Consider the following 22,604-nt stretch of genomic DNA (forward strand, 5'->3'; position numbering starts at 1 on the left):
ACCTCCTTATAATTGCTCTAGGTTTACAATACGTTTATACGATGATGGTTTGATATAGAGGAGATGAAAGAATGGCTTTAACTGCTGGAATTGTCGGTTTGCCGAATGTCGGAAAATCGACGTTATTTAATGCAATTACCCAGGCTGGTGCCGAATCAGCCAACTACCCGTTCTGTACAATTGATCCGAACGTGGGAATCGTGGAAGTGCCGGATGAACGTCTGCAAAAGCTGACTGAATTGGTGAACCCGAAAAAAACGGTGCCGACTGCGTTTGAATTCACTGATATCGCGGGGATCGTAAAAGGCGCATCAAAAGGTGAAGGACTCGGTAATAAGTTTCTTTCTCATATCCGTCAGGTTGATGCGATCTGCCACGTTGTACGCGCATTCGCTGATGACAATATTACGCACGTGTCAGGGAAAGTCGATCCGATTGACGATATTGAAACGATCAATCTTGAATTGATTCTTGCCGACATGGAGACAGTCGAAAAACGCATCACGCGTGTAAGCAAGCTTGCGAAGCAAAAAGACAAAGAAGCGGTTTTTGAATTTGACATTCTGTCTAAATTAAAAGAAGCTTTCGAACAAGAAAAGCCTGCCCGTTCCGTTGAATTTACGGAAGAACAGCAAAAGCTTGTGAAGCAGCTTCATTTGCTTACGTCAAAACCCGTGCTTTATGTAGCAAATGTAAGCGAGGATGAAGTGGCTGATCCTTCAGATAATGAATATGTTGCGAAAATCCGGGAGTACGCTGCGGGTGAAAACGCCGAAGTTATCGTCGTCTGTGCGAAAATTGAGTCTGAAATTGCTGAATTGGAAGGCGAAGAAAAGCAAATGTTCCTTGAGGAGCTCGGCATCGAAGAATCAGGTCTTGATCAGCTGATTAAAGCGTCATACTCTCTTCTCGGCCTTGCGACATACTTTACGGCGGGCGAACAGGAAGTGCGCGCATGGACATTCAGAAAAGGCATGAAAGCTCCTGAGTGTGCGGGTATCATCCACACTGACTTTGAACGCGGCTTTATCCGCGCTGAAACGGTTGCTTATGAAGACCTTTTGGCAGGCGGCGGAATGTCCGGAGCGAAAGAAGCCGGAAAAGTGCGTCTGGAAGGTAAAGAATATGTAGTCCAAGACGGAGATGTCATTCATTTCCGATTTAATGTATAGGACACAGTTGTAAAGGGACAAGAGCTTTGGTATAATATAAACTTGTGAGTAATAGAATTATTGCTCCTTGCCCATTATAGGGCCGCTTAGACCAAAAGGAGGTGCAAACAGATGAAAAAGTACGAAGTTATGTACATTATCCGTCCGAACATTGACGAAGAGTCAAAGAAGGCAGTTATCGAGCGTTTCAACAACGTATTGACTTCTAACGGAGCGGAGATCACTGGAACAAAAGATTGGGGTAAACGTCGTCTTGCTTACGAAATCAACGATTTCCGTGACGGTTTCTACCAAATCTTAAACGTTCAGTCTGAAGCTGCAGCGGTTGCTGAATTCGACCGTTTAGCTAAGATCAGTGACGATATCATTCGCCACATCGTTGTTAAAGAAGAAGAATAAGCAATTTGAAATATATAATGTTAAAAGGTGGTCTTTCATATGCTTAACCGAGTTGTATTAGTCGGAAGACTGACAAAAGACCCAGAGCTTCGTTATACGCCAAGCGGTGCGGCTGTCGCCACGTTCACTCTTGCTGTGAATCGTACATTCACGAACCAGTCCGGAGAACGTGAAGCCGATTTCATTAATTGTGTCACTTGGAGAAGACAAGCCGAAAACGTTGCAAACTTTCTTAAAAAAGGAAGCCTTGCCGGCGTAGACGGCCGACTCCAGACAAGAAATTATGAAAACCAGCAGGGACAGCGTGTCTTCGTGACAGAAGTCCAAGCTGAAAGTGTTCAATTTCTTGAGCCTAAAAACAGCGGCGGTTCTGGATCAGGCGGATACAACGAAGGAAACAGCGGCGGAGGCCAATACTTTGGCGGAGGCCAAAATGATAATCCGTTCGGCGGAAATCAGAACAACCAGAGACGAAATCAAGGGAACAGCTTTAATGATGATCCATTTGCCAACGACGGCAAGCCGATTGACATCTCGGATGATGATCTTCCGTTCTAATAGATTATCGCTATATTCATAACGAGAAAGGTGGGAAATGACAATGGCAGGAGGACGCAGAGGCGGTCGTGCGAAACGCCGTAAGGTTTGTTACTTCACTTCTAACGGCATTACGCACATCGATTACAAAGATGTAGATCTTCTTAGAAAGTTTGTTTCTGAGCGTGGTAAAATCTTACCTCGCCGTGTAACTGGAACAAACGCGAAATACCAACGTAAATTGACTATCGCGATCAAACGCGCACGTCAAATGGCTTTACTTCCATACGTAACTGGCGAGTAAGCCGAAAGAAAAGAGCAAGAGCCTGCGGGCTCCTGCTCTTTTTTTATATCAGTCCCTCTCCATCTTGCCGAAATGTTTCACATGAAACATGGAAGTGCTCCTGACACCTATCTTTGTTATCTTGCTCCTCTATTCAAAAACGCGTACTTATCCAATGAATTTGTTTATACTGAAAAACAGGGGGTGGCTGAGATGGAGACAGACAGAAATATCCTGACTGATGAAAAGTGGAGCGCAATCATACACAATGATGCTTCTTATGACGGGGCATTTTATTATGCAGTAAAAACGACAGGGATTTTCTGCCGGCCTTCTTGTAAATCGAGAGTTCCGAATAAAGAAAACGTGCTGGTGTTTGATACGGCTGATGCAGCGCTCGAGAAACAATTTCGACCCTGTAAAAGGTGCCGGCCGAACGGTCTTCGTCTTCCTGATGAAGAATGGATTGCTCAAATCATTGAATACATTGAACGCCATTATCACGAATCCCTGACTCTGAGTGTACTGGCCGAAATGTGTCACGGCAGCCCCTATCATTTACAGCGGACATTTAAAAAAATCAGGGGAATATCCCCGATTGCGTATATACAGAAAATAAGATTGTCGAAGGCGGAACACCTTTTAAAGCATACTGATATGACAGTCATGGAGATCGCTCTGACTGTCGGAATTCCAAACACAGCGCATTTCGCGACCCTTTTTAAAAAGGGAACCGGGAGTTCGCCCACAGAATACAGAAAAACGGCCAAAATGGGACAGGGAGGTTCAATATGAGTAAAGAGCCTATGATCTATTGGACACTCTTCACACGGAATGATTGGAGCCTGTATACAGCCGCCACATCTAAGGGGCTTTGCTTTATAGGCTCAAATTATGGAAGCTTTGAAGAGCTTGAGCAGTGGGCAAAAAAATCACTGCCGCAATACCGATTGGCACGTGATGATGAAAAGCTGGCTCCTTACACGGCAGAGCTGTCCGAGTACATTGACAATGGCAGATCAGCTTTTTCAGTGCCGGTGGATCTTTACGGGACAGAATTTCAGCTTGCTGTATGGAAAGCGCTTATGGACATACCGTACGGCGAGACATACTCCTATTCGGATATAGCAGAAATGATTCAGAAACCGGCAGCCGTAAGAGCCGTGGGCGCCGCGATTGGAAAAAATCCGGTACTGATTACGGTTCCGTGCCATCGCGTCATCGGAAAAAACGGGAAACTGACCGGATTCAGAGGCGGTTTAGAAATGAAAAAGCAGCTGCTGGCATTAGAGGGCGGAAACATTGAAACACTGGAATACCGGCTGAGCCGGACAGGAGGGATCACATGAAACTGATGTCTTGGAATGTAAACGGCTTGCGTGCCGTGATGAAAAAGATAGATATCAATACTTACGTTCAAGAAACGGAAGCCGATATTCTATGTCTGCAAGAAACAAAAGTACAGGACGGACAAGTATCATTACAACCTGAAGGATATCACGCCTATTGGAACTATGCGGTGAAAAAAGGCTACTCAGGCACGGCTGTTTTTTCGAAAGAAAAGCCGCTGCACGTGTTCTATGGACTGGGGATTGACGAACATGATCAAGAAGGACGGGTGATCACGCTTAAATTTGAGCATGTGTTTGTCGTCAACTGTTATACGCCGAATGCCAAACGCGGATTAGAGCGAATTGATTACCGTCTTCAATGGGAAGCCGATTTTAAGGATTATCTGCAGAAGCTTGACCGGAAGAAGCCTGTGATCTTATGCGGCGATCTGAATGTCGCACACAGGGAGATAGACTTAAAAAATCCGAAAGCCAACCGGAAGAACGCCGGTTTCTCGGAGCAGGAGCGGGAAGCGTTCAGCGCCCTGCTGAGCGCCGGATTTACCGACTCATTCCGCTATTTATACCCTGATCGGGAAGGCGCCTATTCCTGGTGGTCTTACAGGACGAACGCACGTGAGAAAAACATCGGCTGGCGGCTTGATTACGTCATTGTTTCAGACAGACTGAAGCAGCGGATCAGCCAAGCGGCCATTTGTGCCGATATCATGGGTTCTGACCATTGTCCTGTTGAAATGACAGTGGATTTATGATGAGATAGCAGTAAGAGAAATCCACTCTTGCTGCTTTTTTATCACCGAAAATGGAGGAGCACATGGCAAATATAAAAGAGATTGCGAAACTGGCGAATGTGTCGGTGGCCACCGTATCACGCGTATTAAACCGACATCCGTATGTATCTGAGGAGAAAAGGCGTCTTGTGAATCAAGTGATGAAGGAGCTGGATTATACCCCTAATCGAACCGCCATTGATCTGATTCGCGGAAAGACCAATACAATCGGTGTGATTTTGCCGTACAGCGACCATCCCTGCTTTGACAAAATTGTAAACGGTATCACGAAGGAAGCGTTTGCCCATGATTACGTGACAACCCTTCTCCCCACCAACTATGACCCCGCTATAGAGATGACATATTTCGAACTGCTGAAAATGAAAAAGATTGACGGACTGATTGTCACGTCCCGCGCGAATGAATGGGAGACCGCCGTGCCTTACCTGGAATACGGTCCCATTGTCGCTTGTGAATATACACAGCATCAAGAGATTCCCTGCGCTTATAATGACAGGCAGGCAGCATACAGAGAAAGCTTTTTGTATTTGAAAAACCGCGGGCATCAAGACGTTGCTTTTACATGTGTGCGGGAAGCGGAAAAAAGCCCGAGTACGGCCGACAAGGTAACCGCATATAAGGCGGTTTTCGGCTCTCTTGATGAAACCCGCATTCTGGTCGGATGCCATGATATGGACGACGGAAAGCGTGCGGGTGAGCACTTCTGGGGTTTCGACAAGGCGCCGACGGCCATCTATGCGCACAGTGATGACGTGGCTGCCGGCTTGTACCAGTTTGCGAAAGAACAGAAATGGGACGCGGAGATCATCGGCGAGGGAAATCTGAGCGTCAGCCGGGCATTGAATATTCCATCCCTGGAACTTCATTTGGAACGGGTCGGAAAGGAAGCATTTTTATTGTTTTTTCACGAAGAAACGGCTAAAAAACAAATTATGCATCAATTTCAGCGGAAAAAGTCTTGAGCTGAAATGGGTTTCATGCTTTATAAATAGATTGAGAAAAAAAGGGAGGCGGACATATGCGAATTGAACATGCAGCGATATGGGTGAAAGATTTAGAACGGATGAAAGAGTTTTATGAGACATACTTCGGCGCCAAGGCCAATGACCTTTATCATAATGAGAAAAAAGATTTCAAATCGTATTTTCTGACATTTGACTCCGGATGCAGGCTGGAACTTATGAAAAAAGGCGGCATTGATGAAGCTCCGGCACAGAATATGACCGGATGGGCGCATCTCGCATTTTCTACAGGCAGCAAGGAGCGGGTGAATGAATTGACGGAGACGTTTAAAAATGATGGATTTCAGGTTGTAAGCGGCCCGCGCGTGACGGGTGACGGATATTATGAGAGCGTGATAGAGGATGGGGAAGGCAATTTGATAGAAATCACAGTGTAACAGTGCGGAGTGGTTCCGCACTGTTTTATTGATTAAATTTGCTGTGCATTTGTTTTCGGACCGAAGAGGATTAACAAAACGGAACATAGAAGCCAGCAGCCGCCGATGAACAAAAAGACGCTGATGTAGCCGAGCTTAACGGCAATAAATCCGACGAGCAGGGAGCCGAATATATTGGAAAAACGGCCGAGCCCATACGCCAGCCCGCTCCCGGCCGAGCGATATTCCGTAGGATACGGCTCCGATGTGTAGGCGTATAAGTTTGAGGTGAAGATCCGTTCCGTGACGTTGACGACAAACCCAAACACAATAATCATGACGGGAATAAACGTCATGCCATATAACAGTCCGGCAATGGCGGTCAGAAAAGCGCTTGCGGCCAGAATCCATTTCCTTTGGAACGTCTCGGATATCATGGAACCGAGCAATGCGCCAAGCGGTGCGCCGACAGAGTGAAGCACATTGTACCACAGCGTTTTTTCCATGGTGATGCCGTTGCTTTTCAGCAGGCTGGGCACCCATGAAGCAAAGCCGTAAAAGCCAAAGGTTTCAAGAATCCATACCGCTGACAGGATGATGGTGATCTTTAAATTCCTGCCCTGAAACAGCCCTAAGTAGCCTGCGTGCTTCACTGTATGTACTTCTGCCGCCTCTTTTGGCGCGGGAAGCGGGCCTTTTTCTTTCTCTGCACGTGCTTCAAGACGGTTCATAATGGCGTTTGCCTGATCATATGCGCCCCGATTTTCGTGCCAGCGCGGCGATTCCTCAAGCCGGCGGATAAAAAAGAAATAAATGAGACCGGCCGCCCCCCATACGAATACGAGCCGCCACCCCCATGAGCCTAAAGGAATGACAAAAGCGGAAACAACGTTTGTGACGGGAACGCCGATCAGTCCGATCATGGCGCAAAGGGAGATGTATTTTCCTCGTACGGAGGATGGAAAAAATTCCGCCAAATAGCTGTTCGTCACAATCATGGCGGCCGCGACGCCGAGCCCGGTCAAGAAGCGGAAAATCATTAAGGACGGAATGTCCCATGCCAGCGCATTCAGAAAAGATGAGATCGAAAAGACAAGGACAAAACAATTCAGCGCTTTTTTCCTGCCGATCCGATCGGACAGCCTTCCGCCGATGGACGCGCCTAAAAACATGCCCAGGAAGGATGCGGCCGTGATGTCGGCAATGGTGGACAGCTTCACGCCCCAATGCTCAATCAGCGCCGGAGCCACGTTGCTGAGTGTAAACAGATCAGCGAGATCAAAAAAATAGATGATTCCGAGAGCGGTTAATACTTGATAATGCACACGCGAAATGGGGAGACGGTCTAATCGATTCGCTACATTTGAGAATGTCTGATGTTTCATAAAAAACCCCCTGACTTAGCAATTGTAATCAGAAAATACTGTAAATTTATCTGACGAATACATTATAAAGGTCTTTTTTTGGCAAAAACAGAGTGTAAATAACCAGAGCCAAAGGAAACGGCATAGCGCTTTCTTCTTAAAATATATAACATTTCCTATATCTGTTTCTGTTTATATTGTAAAATGTTGAAGGAAAGGAAGTTGATGCATAAATATGAATACGTTTGTACGCCCAGCAGAGGGAAGAAATAGTGTATCGAGATATCTTCTTTCTCTGTTGGTCATTGTGGGTTTGTTCTTTTTCGGAAGCATACTGACCGTGTTTTATATGTTTCTCACGTCCGCTTTCAATCCTTCACTGACGATAAATTGGGATGAGGGGGCATTAAGTGACCCGCTGACGGATATTTATTTACAGCATATCGTCTATTTCATAGCGATTCCGGGCATTTGGATAGCGGTTCGTTTCATTATGAAACGGCGGTTTTTATCCATCATCACACCGAATCAGTCGCTGAACTGGAAGAGGATTTTCTTTGGATTCGGCACATATGTTGTGCTGATGTTTGTCGCGGGGCTGATTGATTTTACAATTCATCCGGATCGTTTCATGCTTCAGGAATTCCATGCTTCACGTTTTCTGCTGCTGTTAGCGGCGGCCGTCTTGTTGGTGCCGATTCAAACCTCTGCGGAGGAATTTCTCTTTCGCGGTTTTCTGCTTCAGTTCGCCGGAAAATTGACGGCAAACGCGGTGGTTCTGACAGTCATTATCGGCGGATTATTCGGCGCACTTCATTTCGGAAATCCGGAAATGGAAAATGGAGCTTTCTGGGCGGGAATCGGATATGTCACCATTGGCATGATCTGGACCTTTATCACGATTAAAACGGGCAGTCTGGAGATGTCTCTTGGCGGTCACGCTGCCAATAATATGTTTTTATTTATCTTTCTCACAGAGGATCATTCGGTGTACGGCGGCATTCCGTCGATATTTACAACAGCAGCCGGCGGCTATGAAATATATGATTGCATATCGACTCTGGTGATCAATATCATCTTCGCATGGCTCGCATTCCGTTTTGTGAAAAAAGAAAAGCAGCAGGCCGCCTAGGCTCTGCTGCTGATTTGTAAGGTGTTCATCGCTTCATCAATATCCGTCGTCGGCCTCCGGCAGGCGAAATTCTCGCAAATGTAGACCGTTGTCTTCCCGTCGATCATTTGATAACCCGCGGCAAAGTCAGAAATGCCGGCAAGCTCATCCGGATGTTCTGCGGCGAGAATCGTATAGGCGGGAGTGAAATGCTCCTGAAGCGCCTCAATGAAACGTTTTCTGTCCGGGTCATCTTTCCTTCCGAAAACAACGATTTCTTTTTGGGGCATTGTATGTGCCAGTACGCTTTGCATGAAGAAAGCGTTGCTGCTCGGATAGGCCTCTATTTCCCGTTTGAACACGGAAAACATCGCTTCGGCTTTTTCAATCAGTGATATATCACCCGTCAGGCGGCCGAGACGAAGCAGCTGTACGGCAGCCGCGCTGTTTCCGGAAGGCACGGCCCCGTCATAAACCTCTTTTTCCCTGACAAGGAGGGTCTCGGCATCATTCCCCGTAAAGAAGAAACCTCCGTGCCGTTCATCCCAGAACAGCTCCAGCATGCTTGTACATAACGTTTTCGCTTTCTGCAGATAAGACGGATTAAAACCCGCTTCATACAGTTCAAGGTAAGCCCAGATGAGAAAAGCGTAATCATCGATAAACCCTTTATTTTTCACTTCGCCCTCGCGATAGCGGACCATGACGCGCCCGTCCGGCATGAGGTGTCGTTCGAGAAAGCGGATCGCTGTTTCCGCCATGCTGAGAAAGTCAGGCTCGTGAAATACCTTTGCGGCTTTTGCCAGCCCGGCAATCATGAGCGCGTTCCATGAGGTCAGCACTTTGTCATCTGTATGCGGATAGCTTCTGTTTTCACGGGCCTCCAGCAATTTTGTTCTTGCCTCTTCAAGGCGTTCGGCCAGCTCATGTCCGGTGAGGCCGGTCTCTTCGAGGATGGCCTCACGCCGCGTGAAAATGAGGTGCGGGATGTTTTCGCCTTCAAAATTGCCTTGATCTGTGATGTTATACACCTTGCAGTAAAGCGGGCCGAGTTCATCACCGAGAAGGTTCATGATTTCTTTTTTAGACCATATGTAATATTTCCCCTCACGGCCTTCGGTATCAGCGTCTAAAGCTGAGAAAAAGCTGCCGTCTTCATGCATCATTTCCCGCTGAATAAACGTTACGATCTGCATCGCAATCTGTTTGTAGCGCTCATTACCCGTGACTTGGCAGGCTTCTGTATATGCGGTCAGGAGAAGGGCGTTGTCATACAGCATTTTCTCAAAATGCGGCACGAGCCATTCATTATCAGTCGAGTAGCGGGCAAAACCGAACCCGATGTGGTCAAAAATTCCGCCGTTCGCCATGCCATCGAGTGTCTTTGTTACGCCGGCCAAAGCCTGTTCCTTGCCCGTATAGCTGTAGTAGCGAAGCAGAAACATGAGCATATGCGGCATCGGAAATTTCGGAGCCTGGCCGAACCCGCCGTACACTGTGTCAAACCCGCCGGCCAGCTGGCGATACGTGTCATGAACCGCCTGTTCGCCAAGCATGCCCTCGGCCGGGTGAACCTTGACTTCAAGATGAGCGGCGGCGTTTTCGGCGATATCCTCGACATGCTGCCGGTCATTCGCAAACGTTTTGGACAGATGTTCAAGCACATCGATAAAGCCCGGGCGGTTAAATTTGCTCGTCTTCGGAAAATACGTCCCCGCATAAAACGGCTTCTGATCTGGTGTGACGAACACGTTCAGCGGCCACCCGCCCTGCCCCGTCATCAGCTGGCAGATTCTCATATACACGGAATCCACATCAGGCCGCTCCTCACGATCAACCTTGATGGCTATGAATTTATCGTTTAACATACCGGCGATCTCTTCGTCCTCAAAGGACTCGTGAGCCATTACGTGGCACCAGTGACACGTCGAATAGCCGATGCTGATAAGAACCGGCTTGTTTTCGCGTTTCGCTTTTTCGAAGGCTTCTTCTCCCCAAGGATACCAGTTTACGGGGTTGTGGGCGTGTTGGAGCAGATAGGGGGACTTCTCCATGATTAAACTGTTGGGTTTGCTATTGTTTGGCATGGGCTCACCTTCTTTCTATTAATATTTGTATGTTTAACATACCACAATCCTCTAAAAAAATTCATACACTCAACTTTGTGAACCAAACCCAATTCATTAAAAAAGGAGAACTGCTTATGACTCTATTTTCAGGGTTAAACTTCATCCACCTTATTGCTTTTTAGATAAGAAATAAGGATTTAAAACCTTTATCATTTTATTTACTGTTAGATAGGTGAAACACACCCCGGCGACTGTAACCATCCCGCCTGTCAGTGCAATAAACGCAGGTACCTCACCTAACCACACCCAAGAAATGGCCAAGGCTACGGCTGGTGTTAAATAAAGTGAAATGGCTGCTTCTGAAGCACCGACGAGTGAAGTTACATACGCAAGTGCAAAGTAAGGCACAACCGTTGGTAATAAACCTAAGTAAACGATAGACAATGTTGAGTTCATTGAAGCGTTCAAAAACTCTTCCCCTAAGCCAGGCAGAAATACAAGCATAGGTATTGTCCCGCCCCAAATAGTGAATGTAACGAATGGAATAAATCCATATTTTTTTATATAGCGAGCTTGAAAAACGAAATAAATACTCTCCGAAAAAGCTGCCAGCAGGATTAACAAAATGCCGTTCACTGAATTTGTATAGTTTCCTGCCCCAAATGAAATGATCGACACACCCAATAAACTTATGATAGAGCCAATCCATTTATAAAGCCCAAAATGTTCACCAAAAAACAGACGAGATAACATGGCAGAAAAAATAGGTGTCATGGTCACGAGTAAGCTTGCTGTCCCTGCACTGACTGTTTTTTCTCCGATATTCAGCAAAATGTGATATAGTGCAAAACCTAAAAATCCTAACGATAAAATAGCAGGGATATCCTTCATGTCAGGTAAACGCATATGAGTCAAAACAGCAAAAACCAACAATGCCATTGACCCAATCAACAAGCGAAACAAAGCGAGGTGTTCCGGCGTGTAACTCTCCAAACCCGCGCGAATTCCCGGGAAAGCTGATGCCCACAACCCAATCATCAGAATGTAAGCTATGCCGATTCGAACTGTTTGCTTTCTCATCTTTCTCACTCCTCTTTACAAAAACCAACCAGTTATTTAATGTGTTTCTATATTAATAAAGATTTGATGATATGACTTCAACCAGTTAAATAGATTTTGACCCAACCACTTTAAGGAGGATCCTTTTTATGAGCGCTCCAGAAGAAAAAAAGATGAAAAAGCTTCCTAAGTACATACAAATCATTCAATTTATAAAAGAGAAAATAGGAAATGGAGAATGGCCGATTGGAAGTAAGATTCCAAGCCAGCGCACGCTTGCTAAACAATTTGAGGTGAACAGGAGCACAGTCATTACAGCTTTAGAGGAATTGACGGCGGATGGATTAATCGAAGGCAGAATGGGCAAAGGGACAGTTGTTACGAACAATACATGGACACTTTTGGCTAAGAATTCCGCCCCCGATTGGGATCAGTATGTAACCTCCGGAATCCAGCAGCCAAGCCAAAAAATCGTTCAAGAGATCAATAAATCAGAATCGAATTCTGATCTTATACAGCTCAGTAAAGGAGAACTTTCACATGAGATTTTTCCTTTAGCTGTTATGAAAGAGATCATGGGAAAGGTATCTCAAAACATAGAGGCATTCGGGTATGAGGAACCAAAAGGCTATTTGCCTTTGAGAGAGGCATTAAGCGGCTATTTAAGAACAATCGGGATTCAAGCTTCTCCTTCTTCCATTCTTATTGTTTCGGGCGCACTGCAAGCCTTGCAGCTGATATCAATGGGGCTTTTGCAAAGGGGATCGACCGTTTATCTTGACCAGCCGTCCTATCTTTATTCATTACACGTATTTCAATCAGCCGGTATGAAGCTGACTGGAGTTCCTATGGATAACGATGGGCTTTTGCCGGAACACATCCACATGGCAAGGGGGGAACGGGGGAGGGCTATCTTATATACAAATCCTTGTTTTCATAATCCGACAGGTATTTTAATGTCAAAAAAGAGACGGGAAGAAATCCTTGCGGCAAGTGAGAATGCACAGCTTCCCATTATTGAAGATGACATTTATCGGGAGTTATGGATAGATGAGATTCCTCCAGATCCTATTAAAACAATAGATAAAAATGGGCATGTGCTTTACATAGGCAGTTTATCGAAAACGTTAAGTCCGGGTTTGAGAATTGGATGGATCGTCGGTCCGGAACCAGTGATTGAACGTTTATCCGACATAAAAATGCAAACAGATTACGGCTCCAGTTCGTTATCTCAGAGAGTAGCGGCAGAGTGGTTTACATCCGGTGAATACCAGCAGCATCTAGAACAGGTGAGAAGTCAATTAAAGGTGAGAAGGCAATTGGTCATGAGTCTCTTAGAAACCAATTTGAAGAATGTCGCTGCATGGAATATGCCGAAGGGAGGATTCTTTGTCTGGGTAAAAATATTGCCTTCACTATCTATGAAATTACTTTATACAAAAGCTTTGACAAAAGGGATACTTCTCAATCTCGGCAGTATCTATGCTCAAGAAAAAGGGAATTATATTCGCTTATCATATGCTTATGCATCTCTTGAAGACCTTCAAAAGGGAATTTATGAATTGGGTTTGATGATTAAGGAATTGGCAAGCAGATAAATATATAAAAGACATGCTATCAATGACAAGAATCGGCTTGTTTTCGCGTTTCGCTTTTTCAAATGCTTCTTTCCCCCCTCATGAAAACCAGTAAAAAAGCCGCCAACAAAGCGGCTTTTCTTAAGTTAAGATGCCGAATGTCAAAAAATGTTAATTACTGCTCTCCTTGTTTTTATTCAAACTTCAATCTGTATGGCTATGTCTCTCCTAGAAGAACAGCGGCTTGGTTCTTGAAGAGTAAATCATTTAATCCAAAGCGCTATGACTCCTGCAGATGAAATTCAGATCATTGGGCCGTATAACCGCCATCCATTACGACTGCCTGCCCTGTAACGCCTTTCGCTTTGTCACTGGCGAGGAATACTGCGTAATCAGCGATTTCTTGCACGGCTAACAAACGTTTTTGAGGAACCAAGGGGTAAATGACTTCTTCAAACACCTTTTCTTTAGAAATGCCTCTAGTCTCTGCAATATCTTTTAACTGGTTTTGCACCAATGGAGTGTCGATATATCCCGGACACAAGGCGTTGACGGTAATTCCGTATTCCGCTCCTTCCAATGCTGATACTTTAGTTAAACCGATCAAACCGTGTTTAGCGCTGCAATAAGCCGCTTTCCCTGCAAAACCAATTAAACCATTTATGGAAGCCATATTGATGATGCGGCCAAATTTTTGTTTTTTCATCAAAGGGAATACTCTTTTTGTCGCACTAAAAGGAGCAGTAAGCATTAATTTCAGCATAAATTCAAACTTATCAGTCGGGAAGTTTTCTATATCCGACACATGCTGAATCCCCGCATTGTTTACCAGAATATCCAATCGTCCAAAGGTTTCAAGTGTCTTAGAGACACTTTTTTCTACTTGTTCTTCGTTTGTTACATCACAAACCGCAGAGAGGACTTCGTATCCTTGTCCCTTAAGTTCCTCAGCTGCATGATGCACGGCTTTTTCGTTCAAATCGGAAATTACCACTTTTGCGCCTTCTTTAGCGAATTCTCGTGCAATTTCTAAACCAATTCCACTCGCCGCGCCTGTAACAAGAGCAACTTTACTTTCCAATAATTTACTCATAGTAACCCCTCCAGGATTCATTTTGGTCTCCTAAAAGTTTACACCCAGCAGTTGTATAAGTAAAATGAATAAAAAGAATATAATGTATTCGTTAAACTTATGGAATGGAGATCATACGATGGATATACGCCAAATCACTTACTTTCTTGAAGTTGCTAAATCCAACAGTTTTACTAAGGCATCAGAAAATTTGCATTTGTCACAGCCTGCCTTAAGTAAGATGGTGAAAAGTTTGGAAGAGGAATTAAAGGTTGAGCTCATTGATCGTTCAGCTAGACAAATCGCTTTGACAGATGCAGGCGAAATTGTATTTGAGCAAGGCCAAATGATTATGAAGTCAATAGATGACTTGTCGACGAACTTATACGATCTTTTACATTTAAAAAAAGGAAAAGTGAAAATTGGAATACCGCCGCTTATCGGTGTCTTGTTTTTTCCTAAAATCATTAAAGGATTTAAACAATTGTATCCTGATGTGAACATCAAGCTGATAGAACATGGGGGAAACAAGGTGAAACAGGAGGTTGAAGATGGGGTACTGGATCTTGGCGTGGTTATTGAACCAGTGGACGAAGAGCAGTTTGATATCATTCCATTGCTTAATGAAGAACTGATGCTCTTCGTTCATTCCGCTCACCCGCTTGTTCATAAAGAGATTGTGGAAATGCAAGACTTGAAAAATGAGCCTTTCATCCTGTTTAGTGAAGACTTCTCTCTTCACGATCGGATTATTCAAGAGTGTATTAGAGCCGGTTTTCGTCCAAATATCGTTTATGAAAGTTCTCAATGGGATTTTATCAGCGAAATGATTGGAGAAGAACTAGGTATTTCCATTTTTCCTCAGTCTATAGTGAAAAAGACTGATCAAAGTTTAGTTAAGGCAATTTCCATTGTCAATCCATCAATTCCTTGGAAAGTGGCGATTATTTTAAAAAAAGGCAAATATGTTTCACACGCAGTACGCGAATTTATCCGGTATATTTCATTTTTTTGTAAGAGTAATTACGTAAATCAAGATAACTCATGAAAAAAATGAATGATTTTTATAGTTTTTATGTATTTTACGGTTAGAGAGGGCTGCGATATATTATCTTATGTCAGAAAATAAGTACCTTTCAGGAGGAAATTCAAATGGATCAAAGCCGTTACCAACAAGGTTTAGACAAATTAATGGAGTACACTTTAACAAGCGATGATAAAATCTCTACGCATTTAAAGATTTCTGAAGACTTGAAAGATATCGCCCCAGATGTAAGTAAGTACATGATAGAATTTGCTTATGGAGATATATATTCACGACCGGGGTTAACCAATCAACAACGTGCGCTTGTTACCATTTCATCCCTTGTAACGCAAGGAACCGAGCCGCAGCTTGAACTTCATATCAATACAGGGCTTACATCCGGATTAACGCCGACTGAGATTGTAGAGAGTATCACCCAATTGGTTCCTTATACAGGATTCCCGCGTGTACTTAATGCTCTTTCAGTGGCTAAGAAGGTGTTTGCACAACGACATGTAGAAAACCATTGAGAAATAAAGAGCTTGTATGGAATGCGGGTTGAATTAGTATAAACTCATCAATAGAACATACACAAAACGACAGCCTATAAGGCTGTTTTTTAATAGTCTCGCTTATCATAAAAAATGTCGTGCCAGACCTATATATGGTCTCTTTTTTGTTTTCGGTTGATCATATGTAAAAGCGATTATATTAATCGCTTTTTGATACTTCGAAACATGCTAAGCTTTGACCTCTTTATCAGTAAGAACTTTTAAAGCATCTCTCACTTTTAAGGCGAAGTTGACAGGTTTATCAATCGCTTCGAAATGAATATACATCAGTCTCGGTTTATCAAACAGCCAGTGATTGTGAAGTGACGTTACAATCAGATCATGTTTCCGAAGGACGCTGATAAATGGATTGATTTCTTTTTGCAGAATGACAGTTTCTCCGCTGCAAAGAGCACGGCCGTCTTTTGTCATTGATTCAAATGAAAACATTTGCGGAATGAGCAAGAATGATCTTCCGGGCCGTCCCAGTACTACTGGTTTTATATTCGTTCGTGATCTCATTACTGTACAAATTCCATTTTCAAACGTATGCATGGTTCCGCCTAGAATATCGTTGAACTCGTCACAAAGACCATGCCGTTCAATCATTTCCCCGTCAGTTTTTGGTACCGCACGCACAGTTTTAGTAGTTAGAACTCTCAGGGCCTCTCTGACTTTTCTTGCAAAATTGAGAGGTTTATCAATTGATTCAAAATGCATAAACATCAGACGCGGTTTATCAAACAGCCAATGGTTATGAACGGCAGTTACGATGATACCGAATTTGCGCAGCTCACTCATTAACGGGTTCACTTCTTCTTGCAGTAAAACAGTCTCACCTAAACATAAAGCTCTGCCTTCCCGATCCATGCTTTCAAATGAAAAGGCCTGAGGAATAAAAGGAAATGCCTCGGCTCTTCTTCCGAGTACCACCGGATGAATGTTGCTTCGAAATCTTGTCGCCGTACATACGCCATTTACGACACTGGGCGTTGAATTGAGAATTCTAGCAAATTCTTTGCAGAGCCGTGATGGCTCCATACTCGTTTCTTCCACTTCATATCTCCTCCTGGAATCTATTTATAACGTACGTAGTATTAAAGATATGTGAAGATAGAAAAAATGTAACGCGTCAGCAGTCCATATTAGAGAGAATCAGCCTTTCTTGTATAATTTGAGATTTTCTTCCCTTTTTATAATCTCTTTAACTGTTAATTTTTAATAGATTAAAAGCTTAAATTGGTAGTTTTATTCCAGCTTTGATTTTTTTGTGGCGGTCATTTGTGACAAGCACCGGCTGAGCACACATACCTTTTAATTTGAGTTTCAGGCTAAGAAAAAAAGCCTTTATACAAGGCTTTCGGTAAATAATTCATACAGCCGTTTGGCTGCTCATTCAGTGACAGCTCACAGCTCTTTTGTCATCAAGACATGCGGGATGCCGTCTTCCATAAATTCCGGTGAATCTGTCTGATAGCCCAGTTTGTGATAAAAGCCTTCCGCATGTGTTTGTCCATGCAGTTTACATTGGGTGATGCCTTTTTCTTTTACCATGTTTTCTAATTCGCTTATGATTACTTTGCCCAACCCGTATTTACGGTAAGGCTTCAGGATGCAGATTCGTTCGAGCTTGCCTGTATGGTTTACGATGCGGACGCGTCCTGTGCCGGCAGGCTGATTTTCATGATAAACCAAGACATGCCCGCACTGATCCTCAAGCGTATCGAACTGATCAAATTCATCGGTTTCAGGTACTTGCTGTTCCTCAATGAATACTGCTTTTCTAATCTCAAGCGCTGCTTGTAAATCAATTTCCGTTGTTATTCTTTTTATCCTCATAATCAACCAATCCTTTTCACATGTTAGTCTGGACTGCACGGCTTGCTTGTGGTCTTATAGAAGTAACGATAAAATAATTATATTGTAAATGCAACAAAAAATGAAGGGTTTGAAAAGATATGACTGATATTTTGCGGGAAATCGGCATGATCGCACGGGCACTGGATTCCATCAGCAATATTGAATTTAAAGAATTAGACTTAACAAAAGGGCAGTATCTCTATCTTGTGCGTATATGTGAAAACCCGGGAGTGATACAGGAAAAAGTGGCGGAAATGATTAAAGTCGACCGAACAACAGCGGCGAGGGCAATCAAAAAACTGGAAATACAGGGGTTTATTGAAAAGCGTCCTGATGATCAAAATAAAAAAATAAAAAAACTGTTTCCGACTGAAAAAGGGAGAAAGGTTTATCCGTTATTGCAAAGAGAAGGAGAGCATTCTGCGGAGGTAGCCCTGTCCGGCTTTACATCTGAGGAAAAAGAAACCATTTTCAGCCTTCTTCAGCGGGTGAGAAAAAATATAGAACATGATTGGGAATATGTGAAGAAGGGGAATAAAAGAGATTATTAATGGTTATTAATTCCTTTTAATGAATGATTACGTTGTGAATGATTAAAGTCATAAATGGATACGTTATCTGTGACATCTCCTTCCTCGGTTCCTGCTTCAACATAGCCGATAGGCTTATTTTTAACGAAAAGTATCAATTATGGTATATTTAAATAAGAAAAAATAATTGAAGCGGGGAATGATATGAGTACAATCGAAAAACAAAGACGTAAGAAATTCAGAGTGAAATCAATCGTACGGGCCATCATGGTCATCATCGGCGGAATTATTGCCGCGTATGGACTGGAAACCGTATTGATTCCGAATAGTGTATCTGACGGCGGTGTAACCGGACTCAGCATTGTCGGTTCACAGCTGTTTCATTTGCCTCTTGGGATCTTAATTGCGGTGATCAATATACCGTTTGTCTGGTTAGGATATAAGCAAATCGGTAAAGGTTTTGCGTTTCTATCAATTATCGGTATTGTCTCACTTGCCGCAGGCACGAGTTTTTTCCACCACACACCGGCTATCATAGAGGGAGACACCCTGTTAATCACCGTTGTCGGCGGGATTATTCTCGGCTTTGGAATGGGATTGGCATTGCGCAACGGCGGCGCATTAGATGGAATTGATATGCTGGCTGTGCTTCTGTCACGGAAATTGCCGTTTGGCACGAGCGACCTCATTTTATTTTTAAACATGTTTGTGTTTATTTTTGTTTCTTTTGTATTCGGGCTGCAAGGCGCATTGCTTTCCGTCATTGCTTACTACATTGCGTCTAAGGTGATTCATGTGGTTGAGGAAGGCTTAAGCGGTTCTAAAACATTTCAGATTATCACCAATGAGCCTGCATTAATGGTAGAGACCATTCGTGAAGAATTGGGCCGGAGCGCTACGTATAAAGAAGCATACGGCGGTTTTTCTCATGAAAAATTCAAAGAAATCACGTGTGTTATCAACCGTTTAGAAGAAACCAAACTGAAAGAAATTATTAATGACATTGATAAACAAGCCTTTGTGACGGTATATGATGTCGCAGAAGTAAAAGGCAGTAATTTCAGAAAAGTCCATAATCATTAAGAAGCGAGCTGCCGTTAATCGGCAGCTTTTTTTAAAAAAGGAGAAAAAACTTGCAAAAATAGAATGACGGCTGTATATTATTGATATATCAAACGTTGACTAGTCAATTAATTGCGCAAAAGAAAGTGGGGATGGGTTTTGACAGCATGTTGTTCAGAGGAAGGCGAGATTTTATATCAGCTCCAATCACTGCATAAAGTGATCGGCACGAAGTTTGAAGCGTGCACCGGAATCAGCCAATCCCGTCTTGAGCTTCTCGCCGTGCTTTTTTACGTCGATGAGATCAGCCAAAGCGATCTTCAGAAAAAGGTGAATATTGATGGTGCAGCTGTTACGCGACACTTGAAACAGCTTGAAGCCAAAGAAATGGTTACGAGAAGGCGGAAGCCCGAGGACAACCGAATTATACTTGTCCGGCTTACTGAACAGGGGCGGGAGAGAATTGAGGCTTCCAAAAAGGAGAAGGAGCGTTTCATAAAGGAAATGCTTGCCGGTGTCAGCGCGGAAGAACGCAGTATGTTAAAAAACGTATTGTCACAGATGCAGAATAATATAGAAAATATGAAAGCATAGGAGTGTTTTACACATGAAAACAGAACTGAAAACAAACGACTTTATGGACATTATGAAAGGCCGCCGTTCCATTCGGAATTACGATCCGGCTGTTAAAATCAGCAAAGAAGAAATGACTCAAATCCTGGAAGAAGCAACGACAGCACCGTCTTCAGTCAACGCGCAGCCGTGGCGTTTTCTCGTCATTGACAGCCCTGAAGGAAAAGAAAAACTCGCGCCGCTTGCCAGCTTTAACCAAACACAAGTCAGCACATCATCTGCGGTGATCGCGGTTTTCGCAGATATGAACAGTGATGACTATTTAGAAGAAATTTATTCAAAAGCGGTCGAACTGGGCTACATGCCGCAGGAAGTAAAAGACAGACAAATCGCTGCGTTGACGGCGCATTTTGAAAAACTGCCGGAGCAAGTGAACCGTGAAACGATTCTGATTGACGGAGGACTCGTTTCCATGCAGCTGATGCTTACGGCACGCGCGCACGGCTATGACACAAACCCGATCGGCGGCTACGATAAAGAAAAGATTGCCGAGGTTTTCGGAATGGATAAAGAGCGTTATGTACCGGTCATGCTGCTATCAATCGGAAAAGCGGCAGACGAAGGATATGCTTCCTACCGTCTTCCTATCGAAACAATCGCACAATGGAAATAAGGTTGAAGTGAAGCTGAGGGGAGAGGGACAGTGGGGATTATTGCAGCTGTTTTCGTCGGAGTTGTAGCTTTAGAACATGTATTTATCATGATACTTGAAATGTTTTTTATCAATTCGAAGGCAGCTAAGCGGTCCTTCAAATTGCCGAAGCATTTAGAAGGTGATCGGAATGTAGCGGTCATGTTTGCAAATCAAGGTCTGTATAATGGATTTCTGGCTGCCGGCCTCATTTGGGGGCTGATCCTCGGAGCTGATCCGATTGGCCATATGATTCAAACGTTTTTCGTCATCTGCGTGGTCATCGCGGCCATTTTCGGAGGCTTTACTTCAAACAAATCAATTATCGTAAAACAAGGACTTCCGGCTGTTTTAGCGCTTATTTTTCTTTTATTGGCGTAGCAGACGGAAAGAGGGCTTCCGGAAAGGAAGCCCTCTTTTTTTATTCTGTTTTGAAAATCATTCCTTAGGCGGATCTTTTTTGAATTACAGATAAATGCTTACCGCAGAATAGATGAGCAGCAGACACATCACGATGCGAAACGCTTTATCGTGTTTCTCAAAGAGATGTTTAAAAACAGAGCCGAACGCCGACCACAGCAGTAAAGCCGCCCAGCCCAGGAGAATAGCCGACGCGAGCCAGAACGCAATCAATGGATACGTGTGCTGAAATGGCAATATAAAAGCGCTCATTAAGGTTAAAAAGAATAAAATACTCTTTATATTGATCATTTGAAACAGAAATCCCGATAGAAAAGACGATCGGGTTTTTTCAGAATCGCCTTTTGATGTTTTGGGCAGCGAGATCTGCCAAGCCAAATAGAGCAAATAGACGGCTCCGGCAATTTTAAAGTAAGGTTCCACGACGGGAATCCAATGATAAACACTCATGGTAAACAGACCGCTGAGAATGCCGAGCACTGCAAATCCCGTCAGGATGCCGCCGTTAAAACGCCATGAACCGATAAAGCCGGCTCTGCGCGCTTCATTCATCATTAAAATATTGCTCGGCCCGGGCGTAATAGATGTCATCAGGACATAAGAAAGAAAAGCTATGATACTCATTAAATCACCTTCATTTGCTAATGTGATGGAGCCGTTTTTTATTGTATGATAAGAATAGGTATAAATAAAATTGAAAAATAAAATCGCATTATTGATTTTTTCGATACATCTTAGAGGTGAATTCATATGGAGATCAGACATCTTATTACATTTCAGGCCATTGTAGATAAGGGAAGCTATACAGGGGCGGCGGCGAAGCTGGGATACACGCAGTCGACGATTACGACCCATATTCAGGCGCTTGAACAGGAGGTCGGCGGCGCATTATTTACGTACGAAAAAAGGCGTCTGAAACTGACACCTTTAGGGAGAGAGCTGATACCGTTAGCCGAGGATTTACTTTCCGCCCATGACAAGATCAAAAATATGCAAAGCATTCACGAGGTGAAGGGCGTTTTAAAAATTGCGGCGCCGGAGTCTTTGACCATTTCCAGACTGGGGCCGATTATCAGAGAATATTCAATGAAGTATCCGAACGTCAATATCATATTGAGCAACGGAACATGCGGGCAGAATCAGGTGGAATTAGTAAGTGGCCGCGTGGATATCGCATTTATGGTGTATCCGGAGATACAAATGGAAAAATGCATACATCATTCTTTATTGGAGGAACGCATCGTCCTCGTGGCGGGCAGTGACGCACCGGAACATTTTGACGACTATCAACAAAGCGGCAAGCACTTTTTTATTACAAATGAAGAAGGATGCAGCTATCGGACTATGTTTGAACGATTTCTCGTCAAGCATGATATCAGTCATTTACAAACAATGGAATTGTGGAGTATAGAAGCCATTAAGCAGACGGTGATGAGCGGACTCGGTTTCTCCGTTTTACCTTATATTACGGTAAAAGAAGAGGTAAAAGCGGGGAAGCTGAAAATTCTTCAGCAGTCTGAGCCGTTCGAGCGGCTTTATTCTCATATGCTGGTCAAAAAGAAAAAATGGCAGCTTCCGGCCGCTGAAGCTTTTGTTTCGCTTGTTCTTGAGATGATAGGTTAATTTGAAAGCCGATGCCTGCGCGCATCGGCTTTTGTTTTTGTCCGGAATCTTAATGACATTTTCGATGTCAGCCAGCTGTTTTTTGACTCCATACCTACCTTTTTTA

Annotated in this window: 26 protein-coding genes; 19 read left to right on the forward strand and 7 right to left on the reverse strand. The window is 43.8% G+C overall.

Annotated elements, in window-relative coordinates:
- Positions 1-71 precede the first annotated feature (71 nt).
- The 9 genes from ychF (at position 72) to SB24_RS09845 (ending at position 5,933) form a co-directional block, all read left to right on the forward strand.
- A complete protein-coding gene (gene ychF, locus SB24_RS09805) occupies positions 72-1,172 on the forward strand; it encodes a redox-regulated ATPase YchF (RefSeq protein WP_004392975.1) in 1,101 nt (366 codons plus the stop codon).
- Positions 1,173-1,283: 111 nt separating this feature from the next.
- Positions 1,284-1,571: a 30S ribosomal protein S6 gene (rpsF, locus tag SB24_RS09810; protein WP_004392977.1), complete on the forward strand. Its 288-nt coding sequence runs from the start codon at positions 1,284-1,286 to the stop codon at positions 1,569-1,571.
- 39 nt (positions 1,572-1,610) lie between these two features.
- On the forward strand, positions 1,611-2,129 hold the full coding sequence (ssbA, locus tag SB24_RS09815; RefSeq protein WP_004392979.1) for a single-stranded DNA-binding protein SsbA: 519 nt from the start codon (positions 1,611-1,613) through the stop codon (positions 2,127-2,129).
- A gap of 43 nt (positions 2,130-2,172) precedes the next feature.
- Entirely contained in the window at positions 2,173-2,412 is a 240-nt protein-coding gene (rpsR, locus tag SB24_RS09820; RefSeq protein ID WP_004392983.1) for a 30S ribosomal protein S18, read from the forward strand.
- 192 nt (positions 2,413-2,604) lie between these two features.
- Positions 2,605-3,186, forward strand: a complete 582-nt coding sequence (locus tag SB24_RS09825) for a bifunctional transcriptional activator/DNA repair enzyme AdaA (RefSeq protein ID WP_039253109.1) — start codon at positions 2,605-2,607, stop codon at positions 3,184-3,186.
- A complete protein-coding gene (locus SB24_RS09830; protein WP_039253113.1) occupies positions 3,183-3,740 on the forward strand; it encodes a methylated-DNA--[protein]-cysteine S-methyltransferase in 558 nt (185 codons plus the stop codon). The genes SB24_RS09825 and SB24_RS09830 overlap by 4 nt, the downstream gene beginning before the upstream one ends.
- Positions 3,737-4,495 (forward strand): exodeoxyribonuclease III, encoded by a 759-nt coding sequence (xth, locus tag SB24_RS09835; protein WP_039253116.1) that lies wholly within the window; start codon positions 3,737-3,739, stop codon positions 4,493-4,495. Before SB24_RS09830 ends, xth begins: the two co-directional genes overlap by 4 nt.
- Before the next feature lie 62 nt (positions 4,496-4,557).
- Positions 4,558-5,496 carry a LacI family DNA-binding transcriptional regulator gene (locus SB24_RS09840; protein ID WP_012118935.1) on the forward strand — a complete coding sequence of 313 codons (939 nt, stop codon included), beginning with the start codon at positions 4,558-4,560 and terminating at the stop codon, positions 5,494-5,496.
- 56 nt (positions 5,497-5,552) lie between these two features.
- A complete protein-coding gene (locus SB24_RS09845; protein ID WP_039253120.1) occupies positions 5,553-5,933 on the forward strand; it encodes a VOC family protein in 381 nt (126 codons plus the stop codon).
- 32 nt (positions 5,934-5,965) lie between these two features.
- On the opposite strand, the gene SB24_RS09850 is transcribed toward SB24_RS09845, so the two are convergent.
- Complete coding sequence (locus tag SB24_RS09850; RefSeq protein ID WP_007615061.1) at positions 5,966-7,297, reverse strand: MFS transporter; 1,332 nt, start codon at positions 7,295-7,297, stop codon at positions 5,966-5,968.
- 214 nt (positions 7,298-7,511) lie between these two features.
- Here SB24_RS09850 and SB24_RS09855 point away from each other — a divergent pair, with 214 nt between their 5' ends.
- Positions 7,512-8,408 carry a CPBP family intramembrane glutamic endopeptidase gene (locus SB24_RS09855; protein ID WP_039253125.1) on the forward strand — a complete coding sequence of 299 codons (897 nt, stop codon included), beginning with the start codon at positions 7,512-7,514 and terminating at the stop codon, positions 8,406-8,408.
- Here the strand turns inward: SB24_RS09855 and SB24_RS09860 are convergent.
- A complete protein-coding gene (locus SB24_RS09860; protein WP_039253127.1) occupies positions 8,405-10,474 on the reverse strand; it encodes a thioredoxin domain-containing protein in 2,070 nt (689 codons plus the stop codon). The two genes, SB24_RS09855 and SB24_RS09860, sit on opposite strands and share 4 nt — an antisense overlap.
- A 150-nt stretch (positions 10,475-10,624) precedes the next feature.
- Positions 10,625-11,536, reverse strand: a complete 912-nt coding sequence (locus tag SB24_RS09865; RefSeq protein ID WP_039253130.1) for a DMT family transporter — start codon at positions 11,534-11,536, stop codon at positions 10,625-10,627.
- Positions 11,537-11,664: 128 nt separating this feature from the next.
- Here SB24_RS09865 and SB24_RS09870 point away from each other — a divergent pair, with 128 nt between their 5' ends.
- On the forward strand, positions 11,665-13,113 hold the full coding sequence (locus SB24_RS09870) for an aminotransferase-like domain-containing protein (protein ID WP_039253133.1): 1,449 nt from the start codon (positions 11,665-11,667) through the stop codon (positions 13,111-13,113).
- A gap of 286 nt (positions 13,114-13,399) precedes the next feature.
- Here SB24_RS09870 and SB24_RS09875 read toward each other — a convergent pair whose 3' ends face one another.
- Positions 13,400-14,185, reverse strand: coding sequence for a 3-hydroxybutyrate dehydrogenase (locus SB24_RS09875; RefSeq protein WP_039253135.1), 786 nt, complete (start codon positions 14,183-14,185; stop codon positions 13,400-13,402).
- A gap of 118 nt (positions 14,186-14,303) precedes the next feature.
- On the opposite strand from SB24_RS09875, the gene SB24_RS09880 reads away from it, so the two are divergent.
- Positions 14,304-15,212, forward strand: coding sequence for a LysR family transcriptional regulator (locus SB24_RS09880; protein ID WP_032875365.1), 909 nt, complete (start codon positions 14,304-14,306; stop codon positions 15,210-15,212).
- Positions 15,213-15,316: 104 nt separating this feature from the next.
- Positions 15,317-15,718, forward strand: a complete 402-nt coding sequence (locus SB24_RS09885) for a carboxymuconolactone decarboxylase family protein (RefSeq protein WP_007409882.1) — start codon at positions 15,317-15,319, stop codon at positions 15,716-15,718.
- A 210-nt stretch (positions 15,719-15,928) separates the two neighbouring features.
- On the opposite strand, the gene SB24_RS09890 is transcribed toward SB24_RS09885, so the two are convergent.
- Both SB24_RS09890 and SB24_RS09895 read right to left on the reverse strand, forming a co-directional pair.
- Positions 15,929-16,795 (reverse strand): DUF1259 domain-containing protein, encoded by an 867-nt coding sequence (locus SB24_RS09890; protein ID WP_012118923.1) that lies wholly within the window; start codon positions 16,793-16,795, stop codon positions 15,929-15,931.
- A 351-nt stretch (positions 16,796-17,146) separates the two neighbouring features.
- Complete coding sequence (locus SB24_RS09895; protein WP_015418634.1) at positions 17,147-17,578, reverse strand: GNAT family N-acetyltransferase; 432 nt, start codon at positions 17,576-17,578, stop codon at positions 17,147-17,149.
- Between the two features lie 119 nt (positions 17,579-17,697).
- Between SB24_RS09895 and SB24_RS09900 the strand changes: the two genes are divergently transcribed.
- From SB24_RS09900 to SB24_RS09920, 5 genes are all read left to right on the forward strand, one after another.
- Positions 17,698-18,150 (forward strand): MarR family winged helix-turn-helix transcriptional regulator, encoded by a 453-nt coding sequence (locus SB24_RS09900; protein ID WP_007615031.1) that lies wholly within the window; start codon positions 17,698-17,700, stop codon positions 18,148-18,150.
- Positions 18,151-18,333: 183 nt separating this feature from the next.
- Positions 18,334-19,212, forward strand: coding sequence for a YitT family protein (locus SB24_RS09905; RefSeq protein ID WP_015418633.1), 879 nt, complete (start codon positions 18,334-18,336; stop codon positions 19,210-19,212).
- A 111-nt stretch (positions 19,213-19,323) separates the two neighbouring features.
- Positions 19,324-19,785 (forward strand): MarR family winged helix-turn-helix transcriptional regulator, encoded by a 462-nt coding sequence (locus SB24_RS09910; protein ID WP_172437936.1) that lies wholly within the window; start codon positions 19,324-19,326, stop codon positions 19,783-19,785.
- Positions 19,786-19,798: 13 nt separating this feature from the next.
- A complete protein-coding gene (locus tag SB24_RS09915; RefSeq protein WP_004393039.1) occupies positions 19,799-20,437 on the forward strand; it encodes a nitroreductase family protein in 639 nt (212 codons plus the stop codon).
- 30 nt (positions 20,438-20,467) lie between these two features.
- The gene (locus SB24_RS09920) at positions 20,468-20,836 is read left to right on the forward strand and encodes a DUF1304 domain-containing protein (RefSeq protein ID WP_039253148.1); all 369 of its coding nucleotides are present in this window, start codon (positions 20,468-20,470) and stop codon (positions 20,834-20,836) included.
- Between the two features lie 84 nt (positions 20,837-20,920).
- Here the strand turns inward: SB24_RS09920 and SB24_RS09925 are convergent, their stop codons facing one another.
- A complete protein-coding gene (locus SB24_RS09925; protein WP_012118916.1) occupies positions 20,921-21,499 on the reverse strand; it encodes a LysE family translocator in 579 nt (192 codons plus the stop codon).
- Positions 21,500-21,625: 126 nt separating this feature from the next.
- Here SB24_RS09925 and SB24_RS09930 point away from each other — a divergent pair, with 126 nt between their 5' ends.
- Positions 21,626-22,498 carry a LysR family transcriptional regulator gene (locus tag SB24_RS09930; protein WP_039253150.1) on the forward strand — a complete coding sequence of 291 codons (873 nt, stop codon included), beginning with the start codon at positions 21,626-21,628 and terminating at the stop codon, positions 22,496-22,498.
- The last annotated feature ends 106 nt before the right edge of the window (positions 22,499-22,604 follow it).

Source organism: Bacillus sp. Pc3 (assembly GCF_000815145.1).
Lineage (GTDB): Bacteria > Bacillota > Bacilli > Bacillales > Bacillaceae > Bacillus > Bacillus velezensis.

Coding starts and splice junctions, on each gene's coding strand:
- SB24_RS09880 (WP_032875365.1), top strand. CDS start 14,304: ATGGATATACGCCAAATCACTTACTTTCTTGAAGTTGCTAAATCCAAC.
- rpsR (WP_004392983.1), top strand. CDS start 2,173: ATGGCAGGAGGACGCAGAGGCGGTCGTGCGAAACGCCGTAAGGTTTGT.
- SB24_RS09885 (WP_007409882.1), top strand. CDS start 15,317: ATGGATCAAAGCCGTTACCAACAAGGTTTAGACAAATTAATGGAGTAC.
- SB24_RS09925 (WP_012118916.1), bottom strand. CDS start 21,499: ATGAGTATCATAGCTTTTCTTTCTTATGTCCTGATGACATCTATTACG.
- xth (WP_039253116.1), top strand. CDS start 3,737: ATGAAACTGATGTCTTGGAATGTAAACGGCTTGCGTGCCGTGATGAAA.
- SB24_RS09915 (WP_004393039.1), top strand. CDS start 19,799: ATGAAAACAGAACTGAAAACAAACGACTTTATGGACATTATGAAAGGC.
- ychF (WP_004392975.1), top strand. CDS start 72: ATGGCTTTAACTGCTGGAATTGTCGGTTTGCCGAATGTCGGAAAATCG.
- ssbA (WP_004392979.1), top strand. CDS start 1,611: ATGCTTAACCGAGTTGTATTAGTCGGAAGACTGACAAAAGACCCAGAG.
- SB24_RS09830 (WP_039253113.1), top strand. CDS start 3,183: ATGAGTAAAGAGCCTATGATCTATTGGACACTCTTCACACGGAATGAT.
- SB24_RS09875 (WP_039253135.1), bottom strand. CDS start 14,185: ATGAGTAAATTATTGGAAAGTAAAGTTGCTCTTGTTACAGGCGCGGCG.
- SB24_RS09860 (WP_039253127.1), bottom strand. CDS start 10,474: ATGCCAAACAATAGCAAACCCAACAGTTTAATCATGGAGAAGTCCCCC.
- SB24_RS09930 (WP_039253150.1), top strand. CDS start 21,626: ATGGAGATCAGACATCTTATTACATTTCAGGCCATTGTAGATAAGGGA.
- SB24_RS09855 (WP_039253125.1), top strand. CDS start 7,512: ATGAATACGTTTGTACGCCCAGCAGAGGGAAGAAATAGTGTATCGAGA.
- SB24_RS09850 (WP_007615061.1), bottom strand. CDS start 7,297: ATGAAACATCAGACATTCTCAAATGTAGCGAATCGATTAGACCGTCTC.
- SB24_RS09840 (WP_012118935.1), top strand. CDS start 4,558: ATGGCAAATATAAAAGAGATTGCGAAACTGGCGAATGTGTCGGTGGCC.
- rpsF (WP_004392977.1), top strand. CDS start 1,284: ATGAAAAAGTACGAAGTTATGTACATTATCCGTCCGAACATTGACGAA.
- SB24_RS09845 (WP_039253120.1), top strand. CDS start 5,553: ATGCGAATTGAACATGCAGCGATATGGGTGAAAGATTTAGAACGGATG.
- SB24_RS09825 (WP_039253109.1), top strand. CDS start 2,605: ATGGAGACAGACAGAAATATCCTGACTGATGAAAAGTGGAGCGCAATC.
- SB24_RS09865 (WP_039253130.1), bottom strand. CDS start 11,536: ATGAGAAAGCAAACAGTTCGAATCGGCATAGCTTACATTCTGATGATT.
- SB24_RS09900 (WP_007615031.1), top strand. CDS start 17,698: ATGACTGATATTTTGCGGGAAATCGGCATGATCGCACGGGCACTGGAT.
- SB24_RS09870 (WP_039253133.1), top strand. CDS start 11,665: ATGAGCGCTCCAGAAGAAAAAAAGATGAAAAAGCTTCCTAAGTACATA.
- SB24_RS09905 (WP_015418633.1), top strand. CDS start 18,334: ATGAGTACAATCGAAAAACAAAGACGTAAGAAATTCAGAGTGAAATCA.
- SB24_RS09895 (WP_015418634.1), bottom strand. CDS start 17,578: ATGAGGATAAAAAGAATAACAACGGAAATTGATTTACAAGCAGCGCTT.